Source organism: Desulfobulbus sp. (assembly GCF_031547805.1).
GTDB lineage: Bacteria > Desulfobacterota > Desulfobulbia > Desulfobulbales > Desulfobulbaceae > Desulfobulbus.
Window position 1 is genome coordinate 1 of sequence record NZ_JAVBRQ010000037.1, and the last position, 26191, is coordinate 26191.

A 26191-nucleotide genomic window follows, 5' to 3' on the forward strand; every position below is an offset into this window, starting at 1 on the left:
TTGACTGGTTGAATTCGATGACAAGCATTGCAGCAGAAGGATTTCATGGCAACGGTTTCCTTAAACGCGATTGCGCTATGGGTTCAAAAAAACGAGCAAAATGAAGCTCGCGCCATGAGATTTCAACCAAATGCCAATACCTAAGATTTTGCAACCCCCTCACACTTTCGCCCCAGATGCATTCTTGGCTTTTAATTATTGAGCAAATGCTCTATTGTTTGCGACATGAATAACCCAATCGCTGAGCAGTTCCGAGCCGCCTTAAATTTCTTACTCCAACAAGAGGGAAGAGGCGCACAGGTGCGTCTTGCCCTGGCCCAGAACATAGACCGGGGCTATCTCAATGCGGTGATCAAGGGGAGAAAGCCAGCGGCCGAAGAGATCCGGCTTAAAATTGCCGATCACTTTGGTATGTTGTATGAGGAAATGTTGGTCTTAGGGCGCCGAGTTCAGGAAGAACCCAGACCGACCCCAGTAGAGGCGAAGGCAGTGTTGCCAGGCCAAAAAGACGTAATGACGCCTGCCACCGATACAAGTAGTGAATTGCAAGGAAGGAATATTGCGGGGACCATCCAGATGACACTCGAACTCCTTAACTCAGAAGCGGGACATAACGATGCCCTCACCGGGGTGATTACAGCCCTGCACAGAACAATGAAAGTGAGCGGAGCACGGAAGCTAAATTCGGAGAACGATCGATTTCAGATACTGGAGAAACGGCTGGCACAACTAGAGGCTATTGTGCTCAAGAAGAGTCGCAGAAAGCAGTAATATCAACGAGTTGGGTGTGACAATGCTGGGGATAGTTTCAAAGGATCTTGTGCGTGCCATAAGAGATCAATTCCAAATCAACTGGCAAGGTATTCACGGCCTCAGCCATCTAGCCCGAGTCTGGGAAAACGGAATCCATCTTGCCGAAGCAACTGGCGCCAACAAAAAAGTAGTACAACTTTTTGCCGTGTTTCATGATAGTCGTCGGTTGAACGAAAACATTGACCCTGAGCATGGTCCACGAGGGGCTCTGCTGGCGGAGTCGTGGAGAGGAAAGTACTACGACCTTAGTGACGAAGAGTTCGATCTTCTTTTCACCGCATGCAGCCTCCACACAAAGGCAAAGACTCATGTGGACAGAACGATTCAAACCTGTTTCGATGCAGACCGGCTTGATCTTGGCAGGATTGGAAAAATACCTGATCCAAAGTTTCTTTGTACCGAAGCAGCCAAAGACCTCAAAACCATTGAATGGGCGACTCAACGGAGCATCAGCGGGCACATACCAGGTAATCTTCTCGGACTTGCCCTACAATAATAGTGGAACAAAAATGGAACAAATTACGTTTTTAAAAAAGAGAAATATAACTTTTCCAAGAAGTTAACCGGTGAAATTCAATACACTTAAAATCCCTCGGCCTTTGGCTGTACGAGTTCGATTCTCGTTCCGGGTACCAAAAGATTACGGCCACTTAGCTCACTGCAGCTAGGTGGCCGTTTGTTTTTGAACGTGCAGAACTTGCATGTTCTCGATACAGGCTGTTTCTGGCTAATTTGCGACTTTTCAGAACCGGGAGTTGAACCGGTCGCCCGGGTGTAATTTCAGGACGTCAGAGGCGTACCGAGATACCAACCGAATTTGAACCGATGTCGCTGACATGAAAAGTCCGCGACGGGCGGACAGTGCAGCGAGCCGACAATCCACTGAACCGGATTGTCAGACTTCATTCGATCGGCTTGCAAAACGCCTAAATTCGTCAAGTTGGCCTTCATTTCCGAACCAGTTTTTGGGCAACATTTCGAAAATATTGTCAGCGTGATAGAGGAGGAAAATGTTTTCATTCTCCTTGAATTTCGCATAATTCTTCCATGCACGTTTAGATTGCCCACAGATACCTTGAGCTTCAATAAACTCGGAGTTCCAGGTGTAGGTGAATGGAGAAGCGAAGTCCTTTTGCTGCTTATAGATGCGGCGAACCTTCCAAGGGATATAGGTCCTTGAGTAGATGAATTCTCCGAGTGTTCCGCCAATACCGGCACAACTCGACACAAAGCCGATTTCCTGGTCAAAATGGAAGTAGGCTAGTGCACCGATTAGTGCCGTTATGCCTGAAATAGCATAGCACCAACGTACCGCAGTTGAGCGATGGAGCCTTTGAGCTTCTAAGACGTCAGATATGGTTATCGTGCCGGATATCATCTGATGACCTAACTTAAATTTTAATTTTTCACAACTGAAATTAATCTTGAAAAGATATCAACCTGGCATTATTTTATTACACTAACCACAATTACAATAACGAAAAAAATAATTTGTTCATTATTTTTTACACATTCTCGAATATAAAAATAAAACATTAAACTTAATGTATTAATCAATCAATCATTACGGTAAATAAATGGGAAAATATTTTTTCTTTTTTCGAACAGCTGGATTGTTGCTCCAACAAATATATTTGTTGACCCAATTATCAAAAAAATAAATCCAAATCTATAAATTGTCATATATACATTTTTTAACATTTCTCTATCATTTAAGTAAATTTCTTTTTTTATATCCTCAAGCTCATATACAATGACCTTAGTCAGCATATATGGACAAATGTATACTATACACACATAACCTATAATCGCGATAATAAATCCAATTTTTGCAATTTTATTATACCCTTCCTGCAAGGTGAGTACTATTGGAAGTATGAATACGATGATAGCAATGGCAATTGCTGCTTTTTCTACCATTATGCCATGCAACTCCTCTTCATGTTGAAATCGGTTGATCATGTTCTAAGAACCTTTATTCACCTTCGATTATGCCGCTTTCGATACAGAGTGTCCAGGCGCATCCTTTTTCCCTCCTTCCTTCTCCACTTCCATGCGGCAACCGCCCGTCCGCACAAAAATAAAATCGAGCAAGCCTCTATGTTGGCATGCTCTTTGTTTCATTTTTTGGAAAACAGCGTCACATTGTCCCGAGAGGACAGGCCTGGTTTCCCAGAGCAAGAGGTTTTCCATGCACGTTATCAGGAAAAAACTTTCCCATCGTTTTTTTGCCTTCATGATCCTGCTTGCCCTCACGCCGGTCGGGATAACCGGCTATGTGACCTATCTCCTCGCGCAGCGTGCCCTGACCGCTTCCGGGGGACAACACCTGATGACCATTGCCGAGGATCACGCCAAGCACGTGGATGCGTGGGTCCGCGAGCGTCTGGACGACATTCGCCTGCTGGCGAAGCTGCCCGCCCTTCGCGAGGTCTGCGCGGATGCCTGCTGGCTGACGGACATAAAACAATCTTCCCATAACTACCTTGCCCTGCTGAACAGAGCCACCGACTCCACCAAGACGCGCCCGCCGGCATACAAAAGCGTTTTCATTGTTTCGCCCGCACGGGAGATCCTCGCGGCTTCGCCCCACAAGGAAACTGGCCCGCCCCCCGATTTCAAGCGCGAATCGGTGCTGGATCGCCTGCACGACAATCAAGAAACCGCTTTTGGCCAGATTTACCCCGATGACCGAAAAAACTGGGTAATGGACATCGCGGTCCGGGTTCGTTCGGAGCAAGGCAAAACCGTTGCCTTTATTGTAGCCACGTTAAATCTCTCGCTGACGATCGATCCCGTGATGACCGACCTCGTCGGGCTCGGGCAAACAGGCGACGCTTATTTGGTCGATAAAAACGGCCAGATGATTTCACAGTCGCGCTTCTTGAGCAGCACGGAGATTGCTTCGCAAAAGATAAAAACATACGGTGTCGAGCAGGCCCTTCTGGGCAAAACCGGCACCGCGGTCTACGAAAACTATGCGGGGAAAAAAGTCATGGGCGCCTTTCTCTGGCTCCCGGCGTATGAATGGGTGATGCTGACGGAGATGACCCTGGAGGAGACCCTGTGGCCGTTGCAATGGATCAGGACGATCATCCTGGCGGCCAGCGCCCTGGTCATGGCTATCTGTCTGCTTATGGCCTATATCATCAGCAGACGGGTGGTCAGCCCCATTGTCGCGATGGCCGAAGCCTCCCAACGCATGGCCGAAGGCGAGCTGGAACAGCGCGTGAGCTGCGCCGGCGACGATGAAATTGGAATATTGGCATCGAATTTCAACAATATGGCGCAACAATTATCCCTCTCCGTTTCCGCCCTGCAGCGCAAGGAAGAATCCCTGCAAAAAGCGTACAACGAGCTCAAGACGGCCCAGGCCCAACTGGTGCAATCCGAAAAGATGGCTGCTATCGGCGAGTTGGTCGCCAGCGTGGCCCATGAAATGCGCAACCCCCTCACCTCGATCAAGCTGAATATCCAGATCATTGGCCGCTCGCTGCTCCAGGGCTCGTCGCTGCGCGAACATTACGAAATCGCCCTCAACCAAGTCTCGCAGCTCGACCGCATGTTCAGCGATCTCTTGAATTACAGTCGACCGCTGACCTTTGCGATTGCCTCGGTTTCCCTGGCCGAACTATGCGAGAAATCGTTGGCGACCTTGCGGGAAACCCTGTCTTCCCGTCATGTCCACGTCCATCGGGAGTATGCGCCCGATGTCCCCGACGTGAAGGTCGACCCGGTCAAAATCGAGCAGGTGCTCGGCAATATTCTCAAAAATGCGGTGGAAGCAAGCGCCGCCGGCGAATCCATCGAGCTCGTCCTCGGCAAATCCCGGATCGAGGAAGCGGATTTTGCCACCCTCACCATCACTGATCATGGCGCAGGCATTCCGTCCCGCCATCTGCAAACCATCTTTCAACCCTTTTTCACCACCAAACAGAAAGGCACGGGGCTGGGGCTGAGCATTGTCAAAAAAATCATGGACGCCCATGGCGGCATGCTTCAGGTGACAAGCCTCGAAGGCGGAGGAACGACCTTTCTCCTGGCTTTTCCCATGGAACGAGAAGGCCTATGAAAAAAATACTGGTTATTGACGACGATCCCTCATTGGCCCGCACCCTCGAACTGTATTTCAAGGGCAAGGGCTACGGGGTCGAGGTGGCCAATGCCGGGATCGAGGGTTTGAAACTTTGGCAAGGCACGGATCCCGACATGGTGCTCATGGACGTGCAGCTGCCCGATCTCGACGGCCCGGAAGTGCTGGCCAGGGCCAAGGAAGATAAGCTTGGCGGCGATGTCATCATGATCACCGCCTTCCACGATACCGATGCCACTCTCAAGGCGATCCGACTCGGGGCGGCCGACTATCTCTACAAGCCCATCGACCTGGATGCGCTCGATCTGCTGCTGGAAAAAATCCTGGTCCAGCGGCAGCAACAGGAGCGCATGACCAGGCTGTGCCATGTCATTTCGGAATCGTACAAGCCGGATCAACTGATAGGCCGCAGCGCCCGCATGCTGGCAGTGATCAAGGCCATTGCCCAGGTGGCGTCGAGCCAAACGAATGTATTGATCGAGGGGGAAACCGGAACCGGCAAGGAATTGGTCGCCCGGACCATTCACCACGCCTCGTGCCCGGAAGAGCCATTTATTGCCATCAACTGCGCGGCCATTGTGGGCACGCTCCTGGAAAGCGAACTGTTCGGCCATGAAAAAGGGGCGTTTACCGGGGCGGTGCAGCGCAAGATCGGCAAATTGGAATATGCCGGCCGCGGGACCGTGTTTCTGGACGAAATCGGCGAGTTGCCCCTGGAATTCCAGGCCAAGCTGCTGCGCGTTTTGCAAGAGCGGGAAATCCAGCGGGTGGGCGGAGTCCAGACCGTTCCCCTCCAGGCCAGGGTCGTTGCCGCGACGAATCGGGATTTAAACGAAATGGTGCAGGATAAAACCTTTCGCGAGGACCTCTATTTTCGCCTGCAGGTCTTCTCCATTCAAATCCCGCCCCTGCGCGAGCGGAAAGAAGACATCGTTCCCCTGACGGAATATTTTTTACATCGCCTGAACCAGGAAATGCACAAGCGGGTACGCCGGATTCCCAACACATATTTATCCGCATTTCAGGCTTACGATTGGCCGGGGAATATTCGGGAGTTGCAAAACGTGCTCCATCGAGGGCTGATTATTTCAACCAACGACACCTTGGAGCTCGACGAGAACTGGAGAATCGATAAACATGCCGCCCCCAAAAAAGACGGCTTGCGGCAAGACGGAACCGATGCATTGATCAGCCTCGAGGAATTGGAGCGAACCCACATCGACAGGGTCTTGCGATTCACCCGATGGAATTTTGGCGAGGCCTGCGCCATCCTGGGAATAAGCAGACCCACGCTGAGAAAAAAAATTCACGATTACCGGTTGGAAGAAGGCAATTGAACACACCGGATCTCCAAACCGGCGCCACCCGCCGGCCCCTTCTCCTTTGACTGAAATTTTCTTTCCATCCATTGAAAGATCCTTTCACTTCCCTTGCCGCACCGCTTCCGGCTGTTGGGCCGGGATGGTTCATGCCCCCATCCACAAGGACAAGCAGCGCATCCGGCCGGTTGGCATCAGGCTATTTGTTCATTGATTTCACTTCGTTTTACGCCGGGCTCGCTTTTGCCCGCCAGCGGCCTGCAAAATGGCACGCTGCTTGCGCTAAGGGAAGCGAAACCATCGCGCTTGCTCTTGAGGTTCATGGACTTCAGCAGGCCGATTCCGAACAATACCCAAGCCAAACGCAGCCATGCACAAACAGTTCATCCAGGGGATATGCCTTGCCGTGGCCCTGAGCGGTTGCGCCGGAGCAAAGCGCCCGCCGGCAACGATCTGGCCGCCCAAGCCAGTTCCGGCAGAGCAAGCCCCGTTACCGGCACACTCCCTCGACGCCCCAAAACCCGACCGAGCCTCGGCGACAATGCAGCCAATCGAGGGGATGCTCACCCTCGACAGAGCCCTGGCCCAAACCCTGATGGGCAGCCCGGAGCTGGCCGCCATATCCTGGGACAGCAAAATCGGCGAGGCAAGGATGCTGCAGGCGGGTTTGCGGCCCAATCCCGAGCTGAGCTACGAACTGTCCGATTTCGGCGGCTCCGGGGTGTACAGCGGCTTGAACGGCTCCACCTCTTTGGTCCAACTGGGGCAGCTCGTCGAATTGGGAGGGAAACGTTCCAAGCGCACCCATTTGGCAGCCGTGGAAAAAGAGCTGGCCGATTGGGACATCGAAAGCAAGAAGCTCGATGTCCTGGCCGAGGCCAACCGGAATTTCCTCGATGTGTTGACCGGCCAGGAGAAAGTCGGCTTGACGACAGAATTGGTCCGGCTAGCCGAACGTGCCCGCGACACCGTGCTGGAGCGCGTACAGGCGGGCAAGGTGTCGCCGCTGGAAGGGACCAAGGCCGGGGTCGCGCTCTCGGAAACCCGCATTCAATTGACCCGGGCCCAAAACGAACTGGCCGCGGCGCGCAGTCGGCTGGCGGCAAGTATGGGGCTTGAAGCCGTCAGCTTTGACCAGGTGAGCGGCAAGCTGGAGACGCTTGCCCCCATTCCGTCGACCGAGGCTTTGAACGCCTACCTGGACCGCAACCCCGACATTGCCCGCTGGGTCAAGGAAAAGGAACAGCGCGACGCCGTGCTGGCCATGGAAAAGGCCAAGCGAATTCCCGATGTCACGATCAGCGGTGGGATGCAGTATTACGCCGACACCAACGATTCCGCCCTGCTGGTCGGCATCTCCGTTCCCCTGCCCCTCTTCGACCGCAACCAGGGCAATATTGCCGAGGCCGAACACCGGCGGATCAAGGCGCGCGAGGAATCGCGCAGCTCCCGCACCAAAGCCGCGGCAACCCTGAGCGAGGCCTATCGGATGCTGGCCTCCTCCTATGCCGAATCGAAAAGCCTGCAGGACGACATCGTTCCCGCCGCCCAAAAGGTTTTCGCGGACACCGAGGAAGGTTTTCGGGAAGGCAAGTTCGACTTTCTGGAATTGCTGGATGCGCAGCGGACCCTGTTCATGGCCAAGGAAAGTTACATCGCGTCGTTATCCAACTATCACAAGGCGGTCGTGGAGGTCGAACGGTTGATCGCGACCCCGCTGGCAGAAATATCCGCCGCCGCACGTCCACATCCCAAAGGCGCACGCTCATGAAACGACCGACATTGCTGATAGGCCTGGGAACCGGCCTGCTGTTCTGCATCGCAACCGGCCTCCTGTTCGACGTGCCGAAGGTAACCACGGCCTACGGACAGGAAACGGGAAAAACGCCCGATGCCGCCGCGTCGCAGCCAGCATCGCCCCGCGCGGAACAGGAGGGCGAGGAGGCGGAGGACGATGCGATCCATCTTTCCGCGGAAGAGCAGCAACGGTTTGGCATCCAGGTGGCGCAGGCCGGTCCGGGCAAGTTGCACGACTATCTTGAGTTGCAAGGCGAGGTGAGCATCAACAACGATCGCCTGGCCCACGTTGTCCCGAGGTTGTCCGGCATTGTCCGCGAGGTGCGGAAGAGCGTGGGGGATGTCGTCCGCCAGGGCGAGGTCCTGGCCGTGATCGATAGCCGGGAACTGGCCGACGCCCAGGCCGAATATCTTGCGGCCAGCGAAAGATTGGCCCTGGCCCGGGCGAAGTTTGTCCGGGAAGAGCGGCTCTGGCAAAAGAAAATATCGGCGGAACAGGATTATCTCGATGCCAGGCAAGCGGTCGCCGAATCCGACATCGCCGCGCGCACGGCCAGGCAAAAGCTGCTCTCGCTCGGCCTGACGGACGAACACATCCGCCTTCTGTCCAAGCGCCAGGCCGACCCGTCCTTCACCCGCTTTGAGATCGTCGCCCCGTTCGACGGCTCGATCATCGAGAAGCACATCACCCTGGGCGAGGCCCTGAAAGAGGACGCCGATGCGTTCATGATCGCGGACCTCGGCACCGTTTGGGTCAATTTCAACGTCTACCCCAAGGATCTGCGCCATATCCGCCCGGGGCAGGCGATCTTCGTCGCCACCGGCCAGGACGAGCCCGATGTCGAGGCCACCATCGCCTATGTCGCGCCGGTGGTGAACGAGGCCACCCGGACCGCCCTGGCCCGGACGATCTTGCCCAACCCCGCGGGGCTGTGGCGCTCGGGCATGTTCGTGACCGCCCGGATGGTGGTCGGCGACGGCGAGGAGATGCCGCTGGTGGTGCCGAAAACAGCGCTCCAAACCGTGGAGGAGAAGACCGTGATCTTCGTCGCAACCCCTGAAGGTTTCGAGGCAAGTCCGGTGCAAATCGGGCGGGCCAATGCGACCCATGTGGAGATCGTCTCCGGCCTTTCCGCCGGAACCGGCTATGCCGTTGCCGGCACGTTCACCCTCAAGGCGCAGCTTGCCAAGGGCGCCTTTGGCGACGGACACGCGCACTAAGGGAGAGACCATGAACAGGATTTTTCAATTCGTTCTCCGCAACCGATTGCTGGTGAGCGTGCTGGGCCTGCTGGTGCTTGCGGCCGGATACATGAGCTACCGGCGTTTGCCGGTGGACGCCTTTCCCGATGTCACCCCGGTGCTGGTGCAGGTCTTTGCCGAGACGGAAGGATTGGCCCCCGAAGAAGTGGAAAAGTATGTCACCTATCCGGTGGAAGTCGCCATGAACGGGCTTCCCAACCTGCGCGAAATCCGCTCCGTGTCGAACTTCGGGCTCTCGGTGACCAATATCTACTTCGAGGATGGCACCGACATCTATTTCGCGCGCCAACTGGTCGGCGAACGGTTGCAGGCGGCCAGGGAGGAAATTCCCGAAGGTTTCGGCGAACCGGAAATGGGGCCGATCTCCACCGGCCTGGGCCAGATTCTCTTCTATTTCGTCGAGGACGAAACCGGCACGCGCAGCCCGCAGGAATTGCGGGAAATCCAGGACTGGCTGATCAAGTTCAACCTGCAAACCGTGCCCGGCATCACCGAGGTGTTGTCGCTGGGCGGGGAGGTCAAGCAGTACCAGGTCCAGATCCGCCCCGCCGATCTGCTGCGCTACAAGCTGTCGCTGGACGAGGTGACCGGCGCCATCAAGAGCAACAACGCCAATGTGGGCGCCCAATACATCGTCAAGAACGGCGAACAATATCTGGTTCGTTCGGTCGGCCTGGCCCAGGACATCGACGACCTGCGCAACATCGTGCTGAAAACCGTGGACGGAACGCCGGTCTACCTCCATCAGGTGGCCCAGGTGGAGATCGGCGGCGAGCTCCGCCAAGGTCTCGCCACCCGGGACGGCCAGGGCGAGGCGGTGGTGGGCATGGTGCTGAAACTGATCGGCACCAACACCTCGGAGGTGATTGCCAAGACCAAGCAGCGCCTTGCGGAGATCAACAAGATGCTGCCTCCGGGAATCAAGGTCGTGCCCTACTACGACCAGGCCACCCTGGTGGCGAAATGCATCAAGACGGTCACCGACGCGCTCCTGGAAGGCGTTGTCCTGGTCAGCCTGGTCATTCTCCTGTTCCTTGGCGGCGTGCGCCCCAGCCTGGTGGTGGCCCTTTCGATCCCGTTTTCGATCCTTTTCACCTTCATCCTGATGTATCTGTTCGATATATCGGCAAACCTCATGTCGATGGGCGGTCTGGCCATTGCCATCGGCATGCTGGTGGATGGCACCATCGTGATGGTGGAGAATGTGGATCGCATGCTGCGCGAGGCCGATCCGACAGAGCCGCGATCGCACCTCGTGATGCGGGCCTGCGCCGAGGTGGGGCGTCCCATCTTCTTTTCCATCCTCATCATCGTCATTGTCTTCCTGCCGCTCTTCACCCTGCAGGGCGTGGAAGGCAAAACCTTCCGGCCCCTGGCGACCACCTTGGCCATCGCCATGTCGGGCTCGCTGCTCTTTGCGATTTTTCTCGCCCCGGTGGCCGCCCATCTGTTCATGCGCCGCCCCAAAAAGGCGGAGGCTGCCGAAAAGGCGCGCGAGCCGCTGGCGATCCGCCTGTGCATGCACGCCTATGCGCCGATGGTGCGCTTCTTTGTCCGGCGCCGCCATCTGGCCATTGCCCTGGCCGTGGGAATTTTCGCCCTCGGGGCAATGCTGTACCCACGGTTGGGTTCGGAATTCGTTCCCCGGCTGAACGAAGGCGACCTCCTGGTGCGCGCCACCATGGCGCCATCCATCTCGCTCGAGGAGGCGCGGGATACCATCGCGAGATTCGAGACCGAACTCATGGCCAAATTCCCCGAGGTGGTGCGGGTGGTTTCCCGGATCGGCCGGGGCGAGGTCGGAGCCCATGCCGATCCCGTGAACAGCTCCGAATCCTTTGTCGGCCTGAAACCGCAACAGGAGTGGATCACGGCCAAAACGCCGGAGGAACTCTACGCGGCAATGAGCGAGGCTTTTGAAGATTTTCCCGGGGTGCAGTTCAACTTCACCCAGCCGATTGCCGGGGCGGTGGACGAACTGCTGACCGGCACCAAGGCAGAACTGGCGATCAAAATTTTTGGGACCGACGCCGAGGTGCTCAAGCAAAAGGCGGCCGAAGTCGAGCAGGTTATCCGCTCGATTGCCGGGGCGGCCGACGTGCAAAAAGACCAGACCACGGGAACGCCGCAGGTGCGCATCGCGATGAAACACCAGGCTCTGGCCCGGTACGGGGTCAACGTGGCGGACGTCCAGAACACCATCCGCACCGCGGTCGGCGGGGAAAAGGCGGGCCAGATTTTCGAAGATGTCCGGCGGTTCGATATTCTGGTCAGCTATGCGCCGGAAAGCAGGCAAAGCGTCGAGGCCATCCGCCGCATCGTGGTGCGCAGCCCCGGCGGCCTCACCGTGCCGTTGGAGGAACTGGCCCAGATCGAGGAAATCGTCGGTCCCCGCCAGGTGACGCGCGAGAACAACCAGCGCTTCATCACGGTGCAGTGCAACGTGCGCGGCCGCGACATGGGTTCGTTCGTCCAGGAGGCCCAGGCGGCCATCGCCGCCAAGGTCCAGCTTCCTCCCGGATACAGCACCGGCTGGGGCGGGCAATTCGAATTGCAGCAGGAGGCCAACCGGCGTTTGGCGGTGGTGGTGCCGGTGACGATCCTCATCGTCTCGCTGCTCCTCTTCGGCACCTTCCACTCCGTCAAGAACACGGTCCTGATCCTGTTGAACATTCCCCTGGGGTTGGTGGGAGGCGTGGTCGGTTTGTGGCTGTCGGGCCAGAATCTATCGGTTCCGGCTTCAGTCGGATTCATCGCGCTCTTCGGCATCGCCCTGGCCAACGGCATGGTGCTTGTCACCTGCCTCAACCAGTTGGTGAGAAACGGCATGCCGCTCGACGAGGCCTCGATCAAAGGGGCCTGCCTGCGCTTGCGCCCGGTGCTGATGACCGCGCTGTGCTCCTGTCTCGGACTCATCCCCCTGCTCTTTTCCTCCGGCACCGGGAGCGAAGTGCAACGGCCGCTGGCAACGGTGGTCATTGGCGGCCTGGTCACCTCGACCCTGCTGACCTTGCTCGTGATTCCGGCAATATACAAGTGGTTTGCCGTGGAGGTGGAAAGAGAAACGCCCCCGGCGAACGCTCCTGCCGTTCAATAAAGAATGACCAAAAATTGGAGAGATAAGCCATGAAGGCAATCAAGGCGTATATCAAAAGACACAAACTTGCCGAAGTGACGCTCGCCTTGCAGAAAATCGATGGCCTCACCGGCATGAGCGTCCACAACATGCTCGGATTCGGCCGAGGCAGAGCGCGCAATGCTCCCGACAAAATCACCGATCATGTGGTCGATTTCATTCCGCTCGTCCAAATAGAAATCGTCTGCCAGGACCAGTTGGTGGAAACGATTGTCTCGACCATTGCCCATACGGCGAGGACAGGACTACGTGGCGACGGAAAGATTTATGTTTTCCCTGTCGAGAACGCAATCCGTATCAGCACCGGGGAACGTGGAGAACCTGCGGCATGATCGCACATGGAGAAATCGCGGCTTCCCGCCTTCCGATCGCGGCATCGATCCCAACCGGAGCGCATGTCAACCAACAACAACCAACCAACTTTTCCCAACCATGAAAGAACGAGGTGATACCATGTTCCAGTTCACATCCTTGCACGCACTTGTCGCCGCCGCTGCTGTTTTTCTTGCCGCTACCGTCTGCTCGGCCGCATCGACGCACTCTTCAAACGCGGATGGATTGCAGGTGGACATTCTCTCCCATTCCAACGCGTCGATCATCCAGGCCGCTGCCAGGCAAAGCGCGGAAGGGATTTTGATCGATGGCGAGGTACGGCGCAAAGCCGTTGGGGGGCGGGGCATCGTTAAAGGGCATGTCGATGTGACCTTGCGCAACAGCGAAGGCAAGGTCCTTGAGCAAACCATCGCGGAATGCGATCCACAGATCCTTCCCAACCGGGGCACCTTGACCTCTTCCTTCAGCACCCGGCTTCCCCTGGCCGCTCCTCAAGGCAGCCAGGTTCGCCTGCAATTTCACAACGAGCCCCATGGCATCTGATGCCTTGACCATTGCCGGATGAAGCAATACTGCGTTCCATTATTCCCAGACCCAAATGGGGACCGTACGGTAACACGCCGAAGGCCAAATCGCTACCGTCCGGTAACACTCTTCACCTGACAACAAGATATCTCATTGAAAAATCGATATTTTCTCTTTGGAATGGATGTTGCACTTCTCTTTTCATTCATGTGTTGCCCATACGTCTTTTGGCGCCAACGATCATCACAGGAGGGAAAAGTGAAAGAGAATATCATGGGAAAATATTGTGGGCTGTTGGCCGTGTTACTGATCGCGCTGTCTCCGTGCCTGGTCTGGTCGGGCCCGGCCAAATCGGCCAAATCCACCGCCCCGGTCAAACAGGTCCACCCGGAATTGTCCAAACAGGAGCAGTACATCGACTGTGCCCAATGTCATGCCGAGGCCACCCCAAAGGTGCATGAGGAGTGGTTTGCCTCGCGCCACGGCCTGGCCATGGTCAAATGCTACCAGTGCCACGGCACCTTCGAGAACTTCCGGGTGACGCCCACCCGTCAGGATTGTGCCGCCTGCCATGAAAACATGCTGAAAAAATGTCCGCAGGACAAGCCTTGCTGGCAATGTCATGTTCCCCACACCTTCAAGGCGAAGAAATAACCAGCTCAACTCATTGCCGACTCGCAAGTCCCTGCCGCTGGAACGACTTCAGGCGCGGGCGACCCCAAGCCGGCTTGCATAAGGAGATATCATCATGGCTCAGACACGACGCGACTTTCTCAAAATGACCGCCGCCCTTTCCGCCGCCTCTTTCGTGGGCGTGCAACTTCCCCTCCAGGAGCAACAGCTCGCCCATGCCAAGGATGCCGAAGCGTGGCACCGGGGCACCTGCCGCCTGTGCGGCGTGGGTTGCCGAGTGGAGCTGGGGGTGAAGGACGGGGTGCCCTTTGCCCTGCGCGGGGTGGCCGATTCCCGCACCAATTACGGCTATCTCTGCATGAAGGGCATGAATTTCTGGAAATGCATCGGCCACAAGGATCGGTTGAAAAAACCTCTGTACCGGGCCAAAAAGTCGGACCCCTTCAAGGAGATCAGCTGGGACAAGGCCCTGGATATCGCTGCCAGCCGTTTTGCCGACGCGATCAAACAGAACGGCGCCAATTCCGTGGCCTATTACGGTTCCGGCCAATGCCTGACCGAGGAAACCTATCTTTTCCAGAAGATCATGCGCGGGGGCCTGCAGACCAACAATGTCGAAGGCAATCCCCGATTGTGCATGGCCAGCGCCGTGGGCGGCTATCTGAGCTCTTTCGGCGCGGACGAGCCCATCGGCGGCTATTCCGACCTGGAAAAGGCCCACTGTTTCTTCATCATCGGCTCCAACACCGCCGAGGCCCATCCGGTGCTGTTCCGCCGCATCATGCGGCGCAAGCTCGACAACCCCGAGGTGAAGGTCATCAATGCCGACCCGCGCGTTTCCCAAACCTCGCGCATCGCCGATAAACACCTGCAGTTCAAGCCGGGCACCGACCTTTCCCTGCTCAATGCCATGGCCAACGTGATCATCGAGGAGAAACTCCACGATCAGGCATTCCTCGCCAACTATGTCGCCTTCAAGCAGGGCAAGGAGGGGCAGAATGCCAGCTTCGAGGAGTTCGCCAAATTCGTTGCCCCCTATACCCCGGAGGCGGCCGCCAAGACCTGCGGCAACAACATCACCGCCGAGGATATCCGCCAGGTTGCCCGATGGTTTGCCACCTCCAAAGGCACGGTGAGCCTGTGGTGCATGGGCATCAACCAGCGCAAACAGGGCGTTTGGGCCAACAACCTCATCCACAACCTCCACATCCTGACCGGCCAGCTGATGAAGGAAGGCGCGGATTCGCTCTCGCTGACCGGCCAGCCCAACGCCTGCGGCGGGGTGCGCGAAGCCGGAGGACTGTGCCACATTCTGCCGGGCCACCGGCCGGTGGAAAAGGAGAAGATGCGCAATCAGGTGGAAGAGGCCTGGGGCGTCCCGCTGGGCCGCATCCCCGCGGAACCGGGCATGCACACCATGAGCATGTTTACCGGCATCAACGAGGGCAAGATCAAGGCGATCTGGATCAACTGCACCAGCCCCGCGCAAAGCCTGCCCAACTGCAACCTCTACAACAAAGGCCTGGCTTCGGACGACTGTTTCACCATCTGCTCCGATATCTTCAAGACCCGGACCACGGAGTTTGCCCACCTGATCCTGCCCACGGCCTTCCACTTCGAAAAAACCGGGGTGTACGGCTGCACCGAGCGGCGGTCGCAGCTGACCCGCAAGGCGGTCAATGCCCCGGGAGAGGCCAAGCCCGAGGTATGGATGGCCCGGGAATGGGCCAAGCGGCTGGCCGCCAAATTGAACGACCCCGTCATTGCCCAGTGCATCAAGCCCTTTGAAGGACTGGAAGAAGACTTTGCCCTGCCCCAGGCCATCTGGAACGAATACACCCAAAAACTGACCAAGGGCCGGGACAACGATCTGCGAGGCGCCAGCTATGCGGTTTTGGCCAGGATGGCGGACGGGGTGCAGTGGCCGGCGGCGACCGAGGAATTCGCCCTGACCGGCGGCACGGTGAAAAAATTCGTCAAGGGCATGGACCCCATGGCCGACAGCGAGTCGAAAAACGATCTGCCCTACCAGTTCTACGGGCCGGCCCATGAGGACCGCAAACTGTGGATCTGGCTGCGTCCCCAGGCCGATCCCTCCGAAATTCCCGACGCCGAGTATCCGTTTTACCTGTCCACCGGCCGCATCATCGACCACTGGCACACCATGTCGATGACCGGCCGCATCCCGGAGTTGCTGCGCGCCAATCCCTATGCCTTTGTCGAGATCAATCCCAAGGATGCGGAAAAGCTCGGCATCAAGCCCGGAGACATGATCGAGATCACCTCGCGGCGGGGCACCAATACCCTCCCGGCCAAAGTGTACGAAGGTCCAATCGAGGGGACGGTCTTTGCCTACTGGCACGACCAGGAGGCCAACCGCATGATCAACAAGGTCACCAAGGACGATTACGACCCCGGCTCCAAGGAGCCCGAGTTCAAGATCTGCGCCGTCAAGATCAAACGGGTCTCCGGCCCGCAACCGCTGACGCCCTTCCTTGTCAGTTGAAGCCGTCTTGACGGCGAACCCCCTCACGGAGGCCCACACATGCCCATCAGCGGAGTCGTCATCACCACCCGGCCAGAAGATCTGCACCAGACCCGGCAGTTTCTCGCCACCTGCGCCGGAGTGGAGGTGCATGGAGCGGATGGCCGGGGCAATATCGTGGCGGTGTTCGACACCCGCACCAGCGAGGAAATGGAACGGTTGCTGAAAACGGTCAATGCCTGCCCCCTGGTCCTTCACGCCGGCATCACCTATCTCAACATGGAAGACGTTATCGACGGCGAGGGCCTTGATTCCGGGACAACCCCTTGAAGCGACGTTCCTTTCTCAAACTGCTGGGGGCGTTGTCCACCGCCTCCCTGACCGCCGGCCTGCACGAAGTGCAGGCCGGTTTGTTTCGTTCTCCGGTGCGGACCAACCATCTCCGGCCGCCGGGCGCGGTGACCGAAGAGGTCTTTGTCGGCAAGTGCATCCGTTGCGGCCGCTGCGTGGAAAGCTGTCCGTATCACTGCATCGAACTGCTCGACATCCGCCATGGCGTCCATGCGGGCACGCCATTGATCGCGGTGGCGGACATCCCCTGCTACCTCTGCATGCTCTGCGTCCGGGTGTGCCCCACCGGAAGCCTGCTGCCGGTATCGCAGGAAGCAACCCGCATGGGGACCGCGGTAATCAACAAATTCACCTGCGGCGCATGGTCCGGCCTGGCCCTGTGCCGGACCTGTTACGATGTCTGCCCCTTCAAGGGCAAGGCCATTGTCTTGCAGGAGCTGATGCCGATCGTCGTCCGGGAAGCCTGCACCGGTTGTGGGCTCTGTACCCATGCCTGCCCGATCACCGCCCAGGATCAGACCAAGGCGATCAATATCGAACCGCCGGCCACGGGTGGTACCGCATGAAGGATGCCGCGCCCGCATCTCCACCCAAAAGCAGCGGCCGATCCCTACGGACCGTGCGCCGCTGTCTCCTGGCCGCGGCCTTCCTCCTGCTCATCCTCACGCCCCTGCTCAATTATTATGCGGGCATCACCTTTATCCAGGGTTGGTACCAATCCCTGGGCATCGGCGAATTGCGCCTGATTTCCCCGTTGGAAGGTTTGGAAAGCATACTGGTCAGCCGACAAATCTACGTGCCGGTGCTGATCGGCATGTTGGCGCCCTTGGTGCTTGCGGCCCTGCTGGGGCGGGTCTTTTGTTCCTGGGTTTGCCCCATCAGCTTCCTGGCGGAAGCGATTGCAATGCTGCGGGCGGGGATCATGCGGAAAAAACGATTCCACGACCGGCTGGTGCTCGGCAAAAGGCTGCTTTGGTATGCGCTGGTCGGCGAGCTGCTGCTTTCCCTTATTCTCGGCGCGCCGCTCTTTGTCTTTCTCTCTCCCCCCGGACTGGTGGGCAGGGAGTTGATGCTGGCCGTCTATTCCCATCGGCTTGCCTGGGAAGGCATCTTGGTCGTGGGGATAATGATGTTGGAACTGCTGACGCGCCGATTCTATTGCCGCTATTTTTGCCCACTGGGGGCACTGCTGGCCCTGGTCGGGGCGAAACGGCGTCTGGTGGTTGCGCATCGGCCGGACCAATGTACCGGATGCGCTCGTTGCGCCCAGAACTGCCCCCTGGGCCTGCAACCCGAGTTGGGCGAAACCCGGACTGCCTATTGCTGGAATTGCGGCACCTGCATCGAGAGCTGCCCGGAGCGGGCGCTGCAATTCACCTGGCGAACCTCGATTATCCTTTTGTCGAATGAGATCGACAAAGACTGATGGGAAGCCGTCCCTACCCGGACGGACATCTCCTTTTTATGCAACTCCACGGTTCCCCCCATGACTTTAATACAAAAAAATGCCTCGTTGCAAAATCACCTCAACTGCTCTAGTGTTTAATCGTTAAAAAATACGCCGTGGAGGACAATTTCCGCGCCGCTCTCTAGCCAATTGGGAAACGGTCGTTCCAGCTTCCGCTGAGGAGTACATATTATGGCTCTGCGTACTGTGCAAGACATCATCACTGGCAGGCCGGGGATGGACGGAGCTGGCGTCAAACTCACGCGTGTGCTCAGCAACGGAACGGTCAAGGCCTTTGATCCCTTCCTCATGCTCGATGCGTTTGACTCCACCAATCCGGACGACTACACAAGAGGCTTCCCCATGCACCCTCATCGGGGCATAGAAACTCTCACATATCTGGTGGAAGGCACCATTGAGCACGAAGACAGTTTAGGAAACAAAGGCGTTATCCACAGCGGATGCTGCCAGTGGATGACGGCGGGCAGTGGTATCCTGCATCAGGAAATGCCGAAAGCGTCCCCGCACATGTTCGGCCTGCAACTGTGGATTAATCTGCCGCGTGTGAAAAAAATGGTCAGCCCCGCTTACCGGGATATTACCGCAAGCCAGATCCCGATGCTGTGTGAGGCATCCGCCGATATTCTGGTGGTCGCCGGGGCGTACAAGGGAACTCCCGGAGCGGCCAAAAGCGATTACACACATATCACCTTTCTTGATGTGACGGTCAGACCTGGCCAGACTTGGAATCTGCCCACCGACCCGGAAAAGACTCTTTTCATCTACACTTTTTCGGGAGAATGCCGTGTTGAGGGCACAGAACAACTCCTCGGCCCCAAAAGGGCCGTTCTTTGCGCCAACGGCGATTCGTTTTCCGTCACCGCATCGGAAGCCGGAGCCCGTTTTGTGCTGGCAACTGGAAAGCCTCTACGCGAACCTGTGGAATGGGGTGGCCCAATTGTCATGAACACCGCGGAGGAACTTCGCACAGCCTTTATCGAACTGGACGAGGGAACTTTCATCAAGCATGCGTGACAGTGCGCAACTGCTCGGAATGGTATGCCCCTGAAAATAAGCTCTCCGAAATGGTTTCCGCCCTTTTTCCAAATATCGGGCAAGCGTATCAAATCAACGCGAATCCCAACGCAATGAAAAAAAACATTTTGAAATTCCCCTCTCAAAACGACAAGTTACCTTTTTTCAAAGAGATCATGAAAAACGGCTACCACGTCTTCAGCAGGGAAAATGCCAAGGTGCCGGACTACTACCCCAGCAAATTTCCCGATTACCCTGGAGTCGATCTCCAACATCTCAATATTGGCGATGTGATCACTATTCGGGTCTTTTTCCGCATAGGGACCGGCGAGTATGTCCGCGCCGATGGCGGCTATCTGGACCTGGAGGTGGAACACATAGAAGACGATGCGGTGTTCGGGGTGATTCTGACCCAACTGCCCAAAAAATTCCCGTTACAGACCGGAAGTTCCTTGGAAATCTATCCTGATGAAATCTTATACAAAGCCCAAATTACAACGCATTAAAATGGATTTCGGCGACAATCAGGCGCCACTCGTCCTCACGACCAACGATGGATGACGAACAAGATTTATACAAGGCAGAATTGATAGGAATGCTGGAGGGAGCATCAGGAGACCGGGAGGGTTGAGGCTCGGGTGCCCTGTGAAAGCGTCCTGAGGGGACCAGTTCAACTGACGCCCATGGAACGGTTGGTGTAGCAGGTTGGCCTATGCGCAAAATGTCTCATTGCGCGACCTCACTCCTGCTCATGAGTCCGGCGCTGGCGAGCATTCGTAGGCGGGCGGAGCGCCATTCCGCCAGGCTGCGGATCCGTTCTTGCTGGGCGTCGGCAAAGGCGGCCTGGGTGTTGAGGATCTCCAGGATATCGGCCGCGCCTTTGTCATACTTCCGTTGCGAAGCCCGCAATGCCTCCTGGGCGGCTTCCACCAGCCGTGCCGAGGCGTCGAGATTGTGCAGGGCGGCAACCGCATCGGCGTGCGCCTTGACCATCTCCATCAGGATTTGATGCTCCGTGTCGTGCAATTCGGCGGCTTTTTGTTCCACCTGGGCCTCGGATGCCCGCACCTTGTAGGTGCGGGAAAACCCTTCGAACAGGGGAAAAGTAAGCGTGAGCGCCACCACCGATTCCTGGGTGCGCGTCTCGGTGGAGCTTTGCTCCAACCGGCCGTTATCGTAATAACCGGCCGTAAAATCAAGCGTGGGCAAACCCTCCGAACGGGTCGCGGCAACCTGATGCCGGGCCGATGCAAGCTGGGAGCGCGCCGCCACAATGGCCGGATGACGTTTTTTCGCCTCCCGGATCCACGCCTCCAGATCCTGCGCCGCCCGGCCGGATGGCGCATCCAGGTCACTGGCCAGCGTCATCTTGGTTTGCGGCGCAATGCCAATCCCATAGAGCAGCACCGACATCGCCTTCCGGTACCCGCCTTCGGAACGGTTTTTTTCCAGGGTCGCCCTGGCCAAGGCGGTGGTGGCCTGGAGCGTGTCACCACTGGTCCCCGCGCCCTTGGCCTCGCGCCGTTTGGCCGCCTCCAGGGTGTTGTTGGCGATCTCCTCGTTCAACTTCTTCGCCTGCCAGACCGCCAGGGCAACCTGAGCGTTAAAATAATCCTGCACCACGGTGGCCAGTGTTTTCTGCAGGACCGCATTGTGGTAGGCGAGCGCGGCGACCAGGTTCAGCATGGCGGCATCGTGGTTGGCGCCCCGACCGCCAAAATCGAACAGGCGCCAGGCAAAGCTCGCGTTGAGCGGATAGTTGTCGATTCTTTGGGTTTTTATGCGCGCATCCGGGTAGCGGGTGGTGTCTTCCCGGTAACTGGCACTGCCGGACAAGGTGGGGAGATAGGCACTGCGGGCAACGCCGGCATTGGCGGCCTGCATCTTGATGTCGGCCCAGGCCGCCTTGATTTGGGCATTGTTGCACAGGGCCAGATCGATCGCCTCGGCCAGGGCCAGCGGGGTCGAAAAATCCTTGGATGCCGGACAGCTCGCGGGCTGGCCGTCGCCGGGCAAGGCCACGCCCGCAGCCAGTTCATCCGGCGCAGTCAGGAGCGGGTCCTGAAACGGGGTGGCAAGTTCCCGTACCGATGCCAATACCTCGGCATGGACATTCTGGGGATGCCCCAGGATCAGCGCGCAAAACAGCAGCCCGGCAAGCCGTTCAGCGTTCATTGAGGCTCTCCCGTTGATGGCGCAGGATGGGAGAAAGCACATATTCGATCACCCGGCGGTCACCGGTCTTGATCTCGACATTGACCGACATGCCCGGATTCAACGGCATCTCCTTGCCATCGACCTTGAGGGTCGACCGGTCGAGTAGCACCTTCACCGCATAGATCAAGCCCTTCTTCTCATCCTCGATGGCATCGTGGGACACATGGCTCACCCTGCCGAGAATCGTGCCGTACTTGGTGTATTCGAACGCGTCGATCTTCACCGCGGCCTGTTGGCCGAGCTGGATGAAACCGATATCCTTGTTCTCGATAAACGCCTCGATCTCGACCTTATCTTCCTTGGGGACCACCAGCATGATCTGCTGGGCCGCCGGCACCACCCCGCCCACCGTATGCACCGCCAGCTGCTGCACCGTGCCATCCACCGGGGCGGTCAATTTGAGCAGGCGGCGGTGCGCTTCGGCCCGCAAGGCGTCCTGGGTCGAACCATGGGCCATCCTGTCGCCCTCGGTCAGGGCGTCGTGCGCCTCTTTCCGGGTTTGGGCGATCAGTTCGGCGCGCTGATTGCGGACCGAGGCCAGTTGTCCTTCCAGATCGATCCGGGCCTGTTCCTGTTCCAGCCAGGCATGGGTGGAGACATCGTGCTGCGCGGCCAGCTCCTTGAAGTCGCGCGCCCGTTTGGTCACCAGGGGCAGCGCCTGGCCATAGCGCCGGATCTCCCCGTCGATCCGGGCCAACTTAGCCTGGAAATCACGATACTGCTCCATCAGATGCCGCTGGGCCGCCAGCCACTGTTCTTCCGGCACGTCCTCGATTCGGGCCAGCCGGGGCGGCTTGAGCGTGTCGACCGCGGTAATCATGGCCAGGGACCGGGCCGCCAGCAAGCTCGCGACCATGGCATCGCCCCTGGCCTTGTCGCGGTCGGCCTCCAGCACCGAGGTGTCCAGTTCGATCAGCAAGTCCCCGGCCTTCACGCTTTGCCCTTCCCGCACATGCAGGGCGCGAACACTGGCCACATCGACCGAGGCCACGGTCTTGGTACGGCCGCTGGGGATGATTTTGCCGGCGGCATTGACCACGATGTCGACTTTGCCCAAAATCGACCAGGCCAGAAGAACGGCCACCAGGGTCATCAAGACCCGGCCGGTGATCCGGGCCACTGGAGAAACCGGCTGTTCCTGGAGCGCGAGCGCCGCCGGCAAGAACGCCGCTTCCTGTTCGTTGAACAGGCCACTCGGCATGGCATTGCGTTCCTTCCAGTAGAACCGGAACACCGTGCGATACCGCCGCAGCAACTCGCCCCAGGCCGCGAGACGATGGCGCATGCTCATGGCGCCTCCTGGGGGCCGCCCATCTGCAGGCGCCAGAGGTGGGCATAGATGCCCTGGGCATTATCGAGCAGTTCCCCATGGCTGCCGACCTCTGCGATCTGGCCGCGCTCGAGCACCACGATCCGGTTGGCTTCCCGGACCGAGGAAAGCCGATGGGCAATGATCAGCACCGTGCGGCCGGAGCAAATTCTCCGCATGTTGTCCTGGATGATTTTCTCTGATTCGTAATCCAGGGCACTGGTGGCTTCGTCCAGAATCAGGATCCGAGGATTGGTGAGCAGGGCCCGGGCAATGGCCACCCGTTGCCGCTGGCCGCCCGAAAGCCCGGTGCCGTTCTCCCCCACCACGGTGTCGTACCCTTCCGGCAGCTCGCAGATAAATTCGTGGGCGCCGGCCAGCTTGGCCGCGTTGATCACCGCCTCGATCGGCGCTGCCGGATGGCTCAAGGCGATATTGTCCCGCACCGAACGGTTGAACAGGGTGTTTTCCTGCAAAACCACCCCGATTTGGTGACGCAGCGACACCGTGTCGACGATGGCGATATCCTGGCCGTCGATCAGGACCCTGCCTCGGTCGGGCACATACAGGCGTTGCACCAGCTTGGTCAGGGTGCTTTTCCCCGAGCCGGAACGGCCGACAATGCCGATCACCTCGCCGGGGGCGACCGTAAGGCTGACGCCGCGGATCACATCCGGGGTATCGGGGCGATAGCGGAAGGCGGCCTGGTCGAACTCGATGGCCCCGGCAATCTGGGGGATGCGGGTCTTCTCTCCCACCACCTCGGTGCGGGCATTGAGGATATCGCCCAGGCGGCTCATCGAGATGCCGACCTGCTGGAAATCGTTCCATAACTGGGCCAGGCGCAGGATGGGCGAGGCCACCTGGCCGGCGAGCATGTTGAACGCCACCAGCTCGCCCACGGTCAATTTGCCTTCGACCACCAGGGTTGCGCCCATCCACATGATCGCCGCGGTCACCAGTTTGCTGACCAGGGTCACGCTCCCGCTGGCCACCATGCCGATATTGGTGGTGGAGAGACCGGCCGCCACATACGCGGCCAACTGTTTCTCCCACTGCTGCTGCCAGCGCGGCTCCACCGCCATGGCCTTCACGGTGTCGATCCCCGAGAGCGATTCCACCAAAAAGGATTGATTCTCGGCGCCACGGTTGAATTTCTCGTTCAAGCGGGCTCGCAGGATCGGGGTGAACAGCAGGGACAGGAGGATGTACACCGGGATCGAGATGGCGACGATCAGGGTCAGCCAGGCGGAGTACCACAGCATCACCGCGAGAAAGATGAAGGAAAACATCAGATCCAGCACCAGGGTCAGGGCATTGCCGGTGAGAAAGGAGCGGATGTTTTCCAGTTCCCGGATCCGCGCCACCGAGTCGCCGACCCGCCGGGCCTGGAAATAGGCCAGCGGCAGATGCATCAAATGCTTGAACAGCCGGGCTCCGAGTTCGACATCGATCTTGCTGCTGGTGTGGGCGAACACATAGGTACGGATGCCGGTGAGCAGGGCCTCGAACAGGATGGCGCAGACCAGGCCGATGGCGATGACATTGAGGGTTTTCATGGCATGGTTGACCAGGACCTTGTCCATCACCACCTGAAAGAACATCGGCGTCACCAGGCCGATGAGCTGCAGCACGAACGAAATGAGCAACACTTCCCCCAGAAGCCGCCGGTACTTCACCACCGCCGGAATGAACCAGGTGAAGTCGAATTTGGCCATGTCGCCGGCAAAGCTGGCCTTGGAGGTCAGGAAAACCAGTTGGCCGGACCAACGGTCCAGGAAATCCTGCAGGGCGAGCACGGCGGGCGGCTCACCCGGTTTTTGCACCAGGACCTTGGTGGCGGCATCATCGGGCGAGGCAGAGGGAACGGCGTTGGCCGCGTGGCCGTAGCGGGCCAGGATGAAGAAGCCGCCCTCCTTGTCCAAGGCGATGGCGGGCAGGGGCGCGCGCTCCAAACGGTCCGTGGGCTGGCGCACCAGCTTGGCGCTCATGCCCAGGGATTTGGCCGCCAGCAACAGTTGGTCGACGGTAAAGGGCGCGTCGCCGAATTCGTGCCGAAGACGGGCCTCGTCCGCAACAATGCCATGCAGGCTGGCCATCATCAGCAGGGAAATAAGTCCGGTATCCATGGAATATGCGGGAAAGGAAAAGAGACCGCCCGGCCGGGCGGTAAAGAGGATGTTTATTGCCAGTTGGCGGCAAGGACCGGGGCCAGGGCTGCCTGGTGTTCAGGCGGCAGCGTGGTCTGGCCGGAGGCCGGAGGCGTGAAGGAGGCCATGGCGCTCACCAGGGCATCCACCTGGGAATTGAGCAGCACCTTGTTGTTGGCGGTTTGGAACTGCTCGACATGATACTGGGAACCGGCATACCAGTTGCGAATGTTGAGTGTATCCGTGGTGCCGATCACGCTTACTTCCAAATTGTTGCCCACTCGCGCAAACCACAACTGGTCCTCGGTGATATCCGCCAGAAACCGGGCCACGTCCGTATTGCCGGCGGTCGCGTCGTTCTCGATGATGGTGTCGCTGCCGTAGCCTCGGCCAAAGAGGTAGGTGTCATTGCCGGTACCACCGTTCAAGGTGTCGTCACCGACGCCGCCGTCCAATACGTCGTTGCCGGTGCCGCCGTCCAAGGTATCGTTGCCCTCCAGACCCCACAAAATATCGTTGATACCGTTGTTGCCACCAACGTACTCATCGCCCGAACTACCCTGCACGGGAAGGCGACTGTGCAACTCCTGCCAGGTCAATACCGTGCCGTCAGCAAAACTGAACTTGTCAACACGGTAACTTTCGCTATAACCGCGGTACCAATCGGTCAAGGTAACCTGATCGCCATCCTCACCAACCTGCACCAGAAGATTGGCTCCCGAACGAACAAGACGGATGTCGTTCAATTCGATACCCTCGCCAAAAGCAAGCGTATCCACTCCGCCACTGGTATCGAATTGGATGATGTCCTGACCATCCCCCAAGTTGAACACAAAACGGTCGTCACCCGAACCGCCGTACAACGTGTCGTTACCCGCTCCACCGATCAACACATCGTTGCCGTCACCGCCACCCAGGTTGTCGTTCCCGGTGCCACCTTCCAAGGTGTCGTTGCCGTCGCTGCCCCTGAGCGTATCGTCTCCGGCTCCGCCAATCAATGTGTCGTTACCCGTTCCGCCGTCCAGAGTATCGTTGCCCTCCAAACCCCACAAAGTATCGTCGACGTTGTTGTTGCCCATAAGAGAGTCGTTACCCGAACCGCCCCACACAGGAAGACGGTTGAGCAACTCCTGCCAGGTCAATACCGTGCCGTCGGCAAACTCGAAAGTGCCGACGCGGTACACCGGGTTGTAGAACCAGTCCTTCAGGGTCAGCTGACCACCGTCATCGTTGATTTTTACCACCAGGTCGTAGCTGCCCGATTGCTCCAGACGCAGATCGGCTA

General features: G+C 58.1%; 22 protein-coding genes. 16 read left to right on the plus strand and 6 right to left on the minus strand.

The window, feature by feature from the left end:
• Nucleotides 1-225 precede the first annotated feature (225 nt).
• Nucleotides 226-771 carry a hypothetical protein gene (locus RMR13_RS13265; RefSeq protein ID WP_310601104.1) on the plus strand — a complete coding sequence of 182 codons (546 nt, stop codon included), beginning with the start codon at nt 226-228 and terminating at the stop codon, nt 769-771.
• Nucleotides 772-793: 22 nt separating this feature from the next.
• Nucleotides 794-1309: a hypothetical protein gene (locus RMR13_RS13270; RefSeq protein WP_310601105.1), complete on the plus strand. Its 516-nt coding sequence runs from the start codon at nt 794-796 to the stop codon at nt 1307-1309.
• A 399-nt stretch (nt 1310-1708) separates the two neighbouring features.
• Here RMR13_RS13270 and RMR13_RS13275 read toward each other — a convergent pair whose 3' ends face one another.
• Complete coding sequence (locus RMR13_RS13275; RefSeq protein ID WP_310601106.1) at nt 1709-2191, minus strand: YcxB family protein; 483 nt, start codon at nt 2189-2191, stop codon at nt 1709-1711.
• A gap of 179 nt (nt 2192-2370) precedes the next feature.
• On the minus strand, nt 2371-2775 hold the full coding sequence (locus RMR13_RS13280; RefSeq protein WP_310601107.1) for a hypothetical protein: 405 nt from the start codon (nt 2773-2775) through the stop codon (nt 2371-2373).
• 229 nt (nt 2776-3004) lie between these two features.
• Here RMR13_RS13280 and RMR13_RS13285 point away from each other — a divergent pair, with 229 nt between their 5' ends.
• The 14 genes from RMR13_RS13285 (at nt 3005) to RMR13_RS13350 (ending at nt 19736) form a co-directional block, all read left to right on the plus strand.
• Nucleotides 3005-4885 (plus strand): ATP-binding protein, encoded by a 1881-nt coding sequence (locus tag RMR13_RS13285; RefSeq protein ID WP_310601108.1) that lies wholly within the window; start codon nt 3005-3007, stop codon nt 4883-4885.
• On the plus strand, nt 4882-6243 hold the full coding sequence (locus RMR13_RS13290) for a sigma-54 dependent transcriptional regulator (RefSeq protein ID WP_310601109.1): 1362 nt from the start codon (nt 4882-4884) through the stop codon (nt 6241-6243). The genes RMR13_RS13285 and RMR13_RS13290 overlap by 4 nt, the downstream gene beginning before the upstream one ends.
• Nucleotides 6244-6766: 523 nt before the next feature.
• Nucleotides 6767-7996 carry a TolC family protein gene (locus RMR13_RS13295; protein ID WP_310601110.1) on the plus strand — a complete coding sequence of 410 codons (1230 nt, stop codon included), beginning with the start codon at nt 6767-6769 and terminating at the stop codon, nt 7994-7996.
• Nucleotides 7993-9243, plus strand: coding sequence for an efflux RND transporter periplasmic adaptor subunit (locus tag RMR13_RS13300; protein ID WP_310601111.1), 1251 nt, complete (start codon nt 7993-7995; stop codon nt 9241-9243). Before RMR13_RS13295 ends, RMR13_RS13300 begins: the two co-directional genes overlap by 4 nt.
• 10 nt (nt 9244-9253) lie before the next feature.
• The gene (locus RMR13_RS13305; protein WP_310601112.1) at nt 9254-12382 is read left to right on the plus strand and encodes a CusA/CzcA family heavy metal efflux RND transporter; all 3129 of its coding nucleotides are present in this window, start codon (nt 9254-9256) and stop codon (nt 12380-12382) included.
• 29 nt (nt 12383-12411) lie between these two features.
• A complete protein-coding gene (locus tag RMR13_RS13310) occupies nt 12412-12753 on the plus strand; it encodes a P-II family nitrogen regulator (protein WP_310601113.1) in 342 nt (113 codons plus the stop codon).
• A complete protein-coding gene (locus RMR13_RS13315) occupies nt 12734-13297 on the plus strand; it encodes a hypothetical protein (RefSeq protein WP_310601114.1) in 564 nt (187 codons plus the stop codon). Before RMR13_RS13310 ends, RMR13_RS13315 begins: the two co-directional genes overlap by 20 nt.
• 255 nt (nt 13298-13552) lie before the next feature.
• Nucleotides 13553-13933 (plus strand): multiheme C-type cytochrome, encoded by a 381-nt coding sequence (locus tag RMR13_RS13320; protein ID WP_310601115.1) that lies wholly within the window; start codon nt 13553-13555, stop codon nt 13931-13933.
• A 94-nt stretch (nt 13934-14027) separates the two neighbouring features.
• The gene (locus RMR13_RS13325) at nt 14028-16418 is read left to right on the plus strand and encodes a nitrate reductase (RefSeq protein WP_310601116.1); all 2391 of its coding nucleotides are present in this window, start codon (nt 14028-14030) and stop codon (nt 16416-16418) included.
• Between the two features lie 39 nt (nt 16419-16457).
• A complete protein-coding gene (locus RMR13_RS13330) occupies nt 16458-16727 on the plus strand; it encodes a chaperone NapD (protein WP_310601117.1) in 270 nt (89 codons plus the stop codon).
• Entirely contained in the window at nt 16724-17314 is a 591-nt protein-coding gene (locus tag RMR13_RS13335; RefSeq protein WP_310601118.1) for a 4Fe-4S dicluster domain-containing protein, read from the plus strand. The genes RMR13_RS13330 and RMR13_RS13335 overlap by 4 nt, the downstream gene beginning before the upstream one ends.
• On the plus strand, nt 17311-18174 hold the full coding sequence (locus RMR13_RS13340; protein ID WP_310601119.1) for a 4Fe-4S binding protein: 864 nt from the start codon (nt 17311-17313) through the stop codon (nt 18172-18174). Before RMR13_RS13335 ends, RMR13_RS13340 begins: the two co-directional genes overlap by 4 nt.
• A 213-nt stretch (nt 18175-18387) precedes the next feature.
• Nucleotides 18388-19230: a pirin family protein gene (locus RMR13_RS13345; RefSeq protein WP_310601120.1), complete on the plus strand. Its 843-nt coding sequence runs from the start codon at nt 18388-18390 to the stop codon at nt 19228-19230.
• Complete coding sequence (locus RMR13_RS13350; RefSeq protein ID WP_310601121.1) at nt 19227-19736, plus strand: hypothetical protein; 510 nt, start codon at nt 19227-19229, stop codon at nt 19734-19736. The genes RMR13_RS13345 and RMR13_RS13350 overlap by 4 nt, the downstream gene beginning before the upstream one ends.
• A 220-nt stretch (nt 19737-19956) precedes the next feature.
• Here the strand turns inward: RMR13_RS13350 and RMR13_RS13355 are convergent, their stop codons facing one another.
• The 4 genes from RMR13_RS13355 to RMR13_RS13370 form a co-directional block, all read right to left on the minus strand.
• Nucleotides 19957-21405 carry a TolC family protein gene (locus RMR13_RS13355; RefSeq protein ID WP_310601122.1) on the minus strand — a complete coding sequence of 483 codons (1449 nt, stop codon included), beginning with the start codon at nt 21403-21405 and terminating at the stop codon, nt 19957-19959.
• The gene (locus tag RMR13_RS13360; protein WP_310601123.1) at nt 21395-22738 is read right to left on the minus strand and encodes an HlyD family type I secretion periplasmic adaptor subunit; all 1344 of its coding nucleotides are present in this window, start codon (nt 22736-22738) and stop codon (nt 21395-21397) included. The genes RMR13_RS13355 and RMR13_RS13360 overlap by 11 nt, the downstream gene beginning before the upstream one ends.
• Nucleotides 22735-24885, minus strand: a complete 2151-nt coding sequence (locus RMR13_RS13365) for a type I secretion system permease/ATPase (protein WP_310601124.1) — start codon at nt 24883-24885, stop codon at nt 22735-22737. The genes RMR13_RS13360 and RMR13_RS13365 overlap by 4 nt, the downstream gene beginning before the upstream one ends.
• 53 nt (nt 24886-24938) lie before the next feature.
• A partial coding sequence (locus RMR13_RS13370; protein ID WP_310601125.1) for a calcium-binding protein occupies nt 24939-26191 on the minus strand: 1253 nt, incomplete at its 5' end.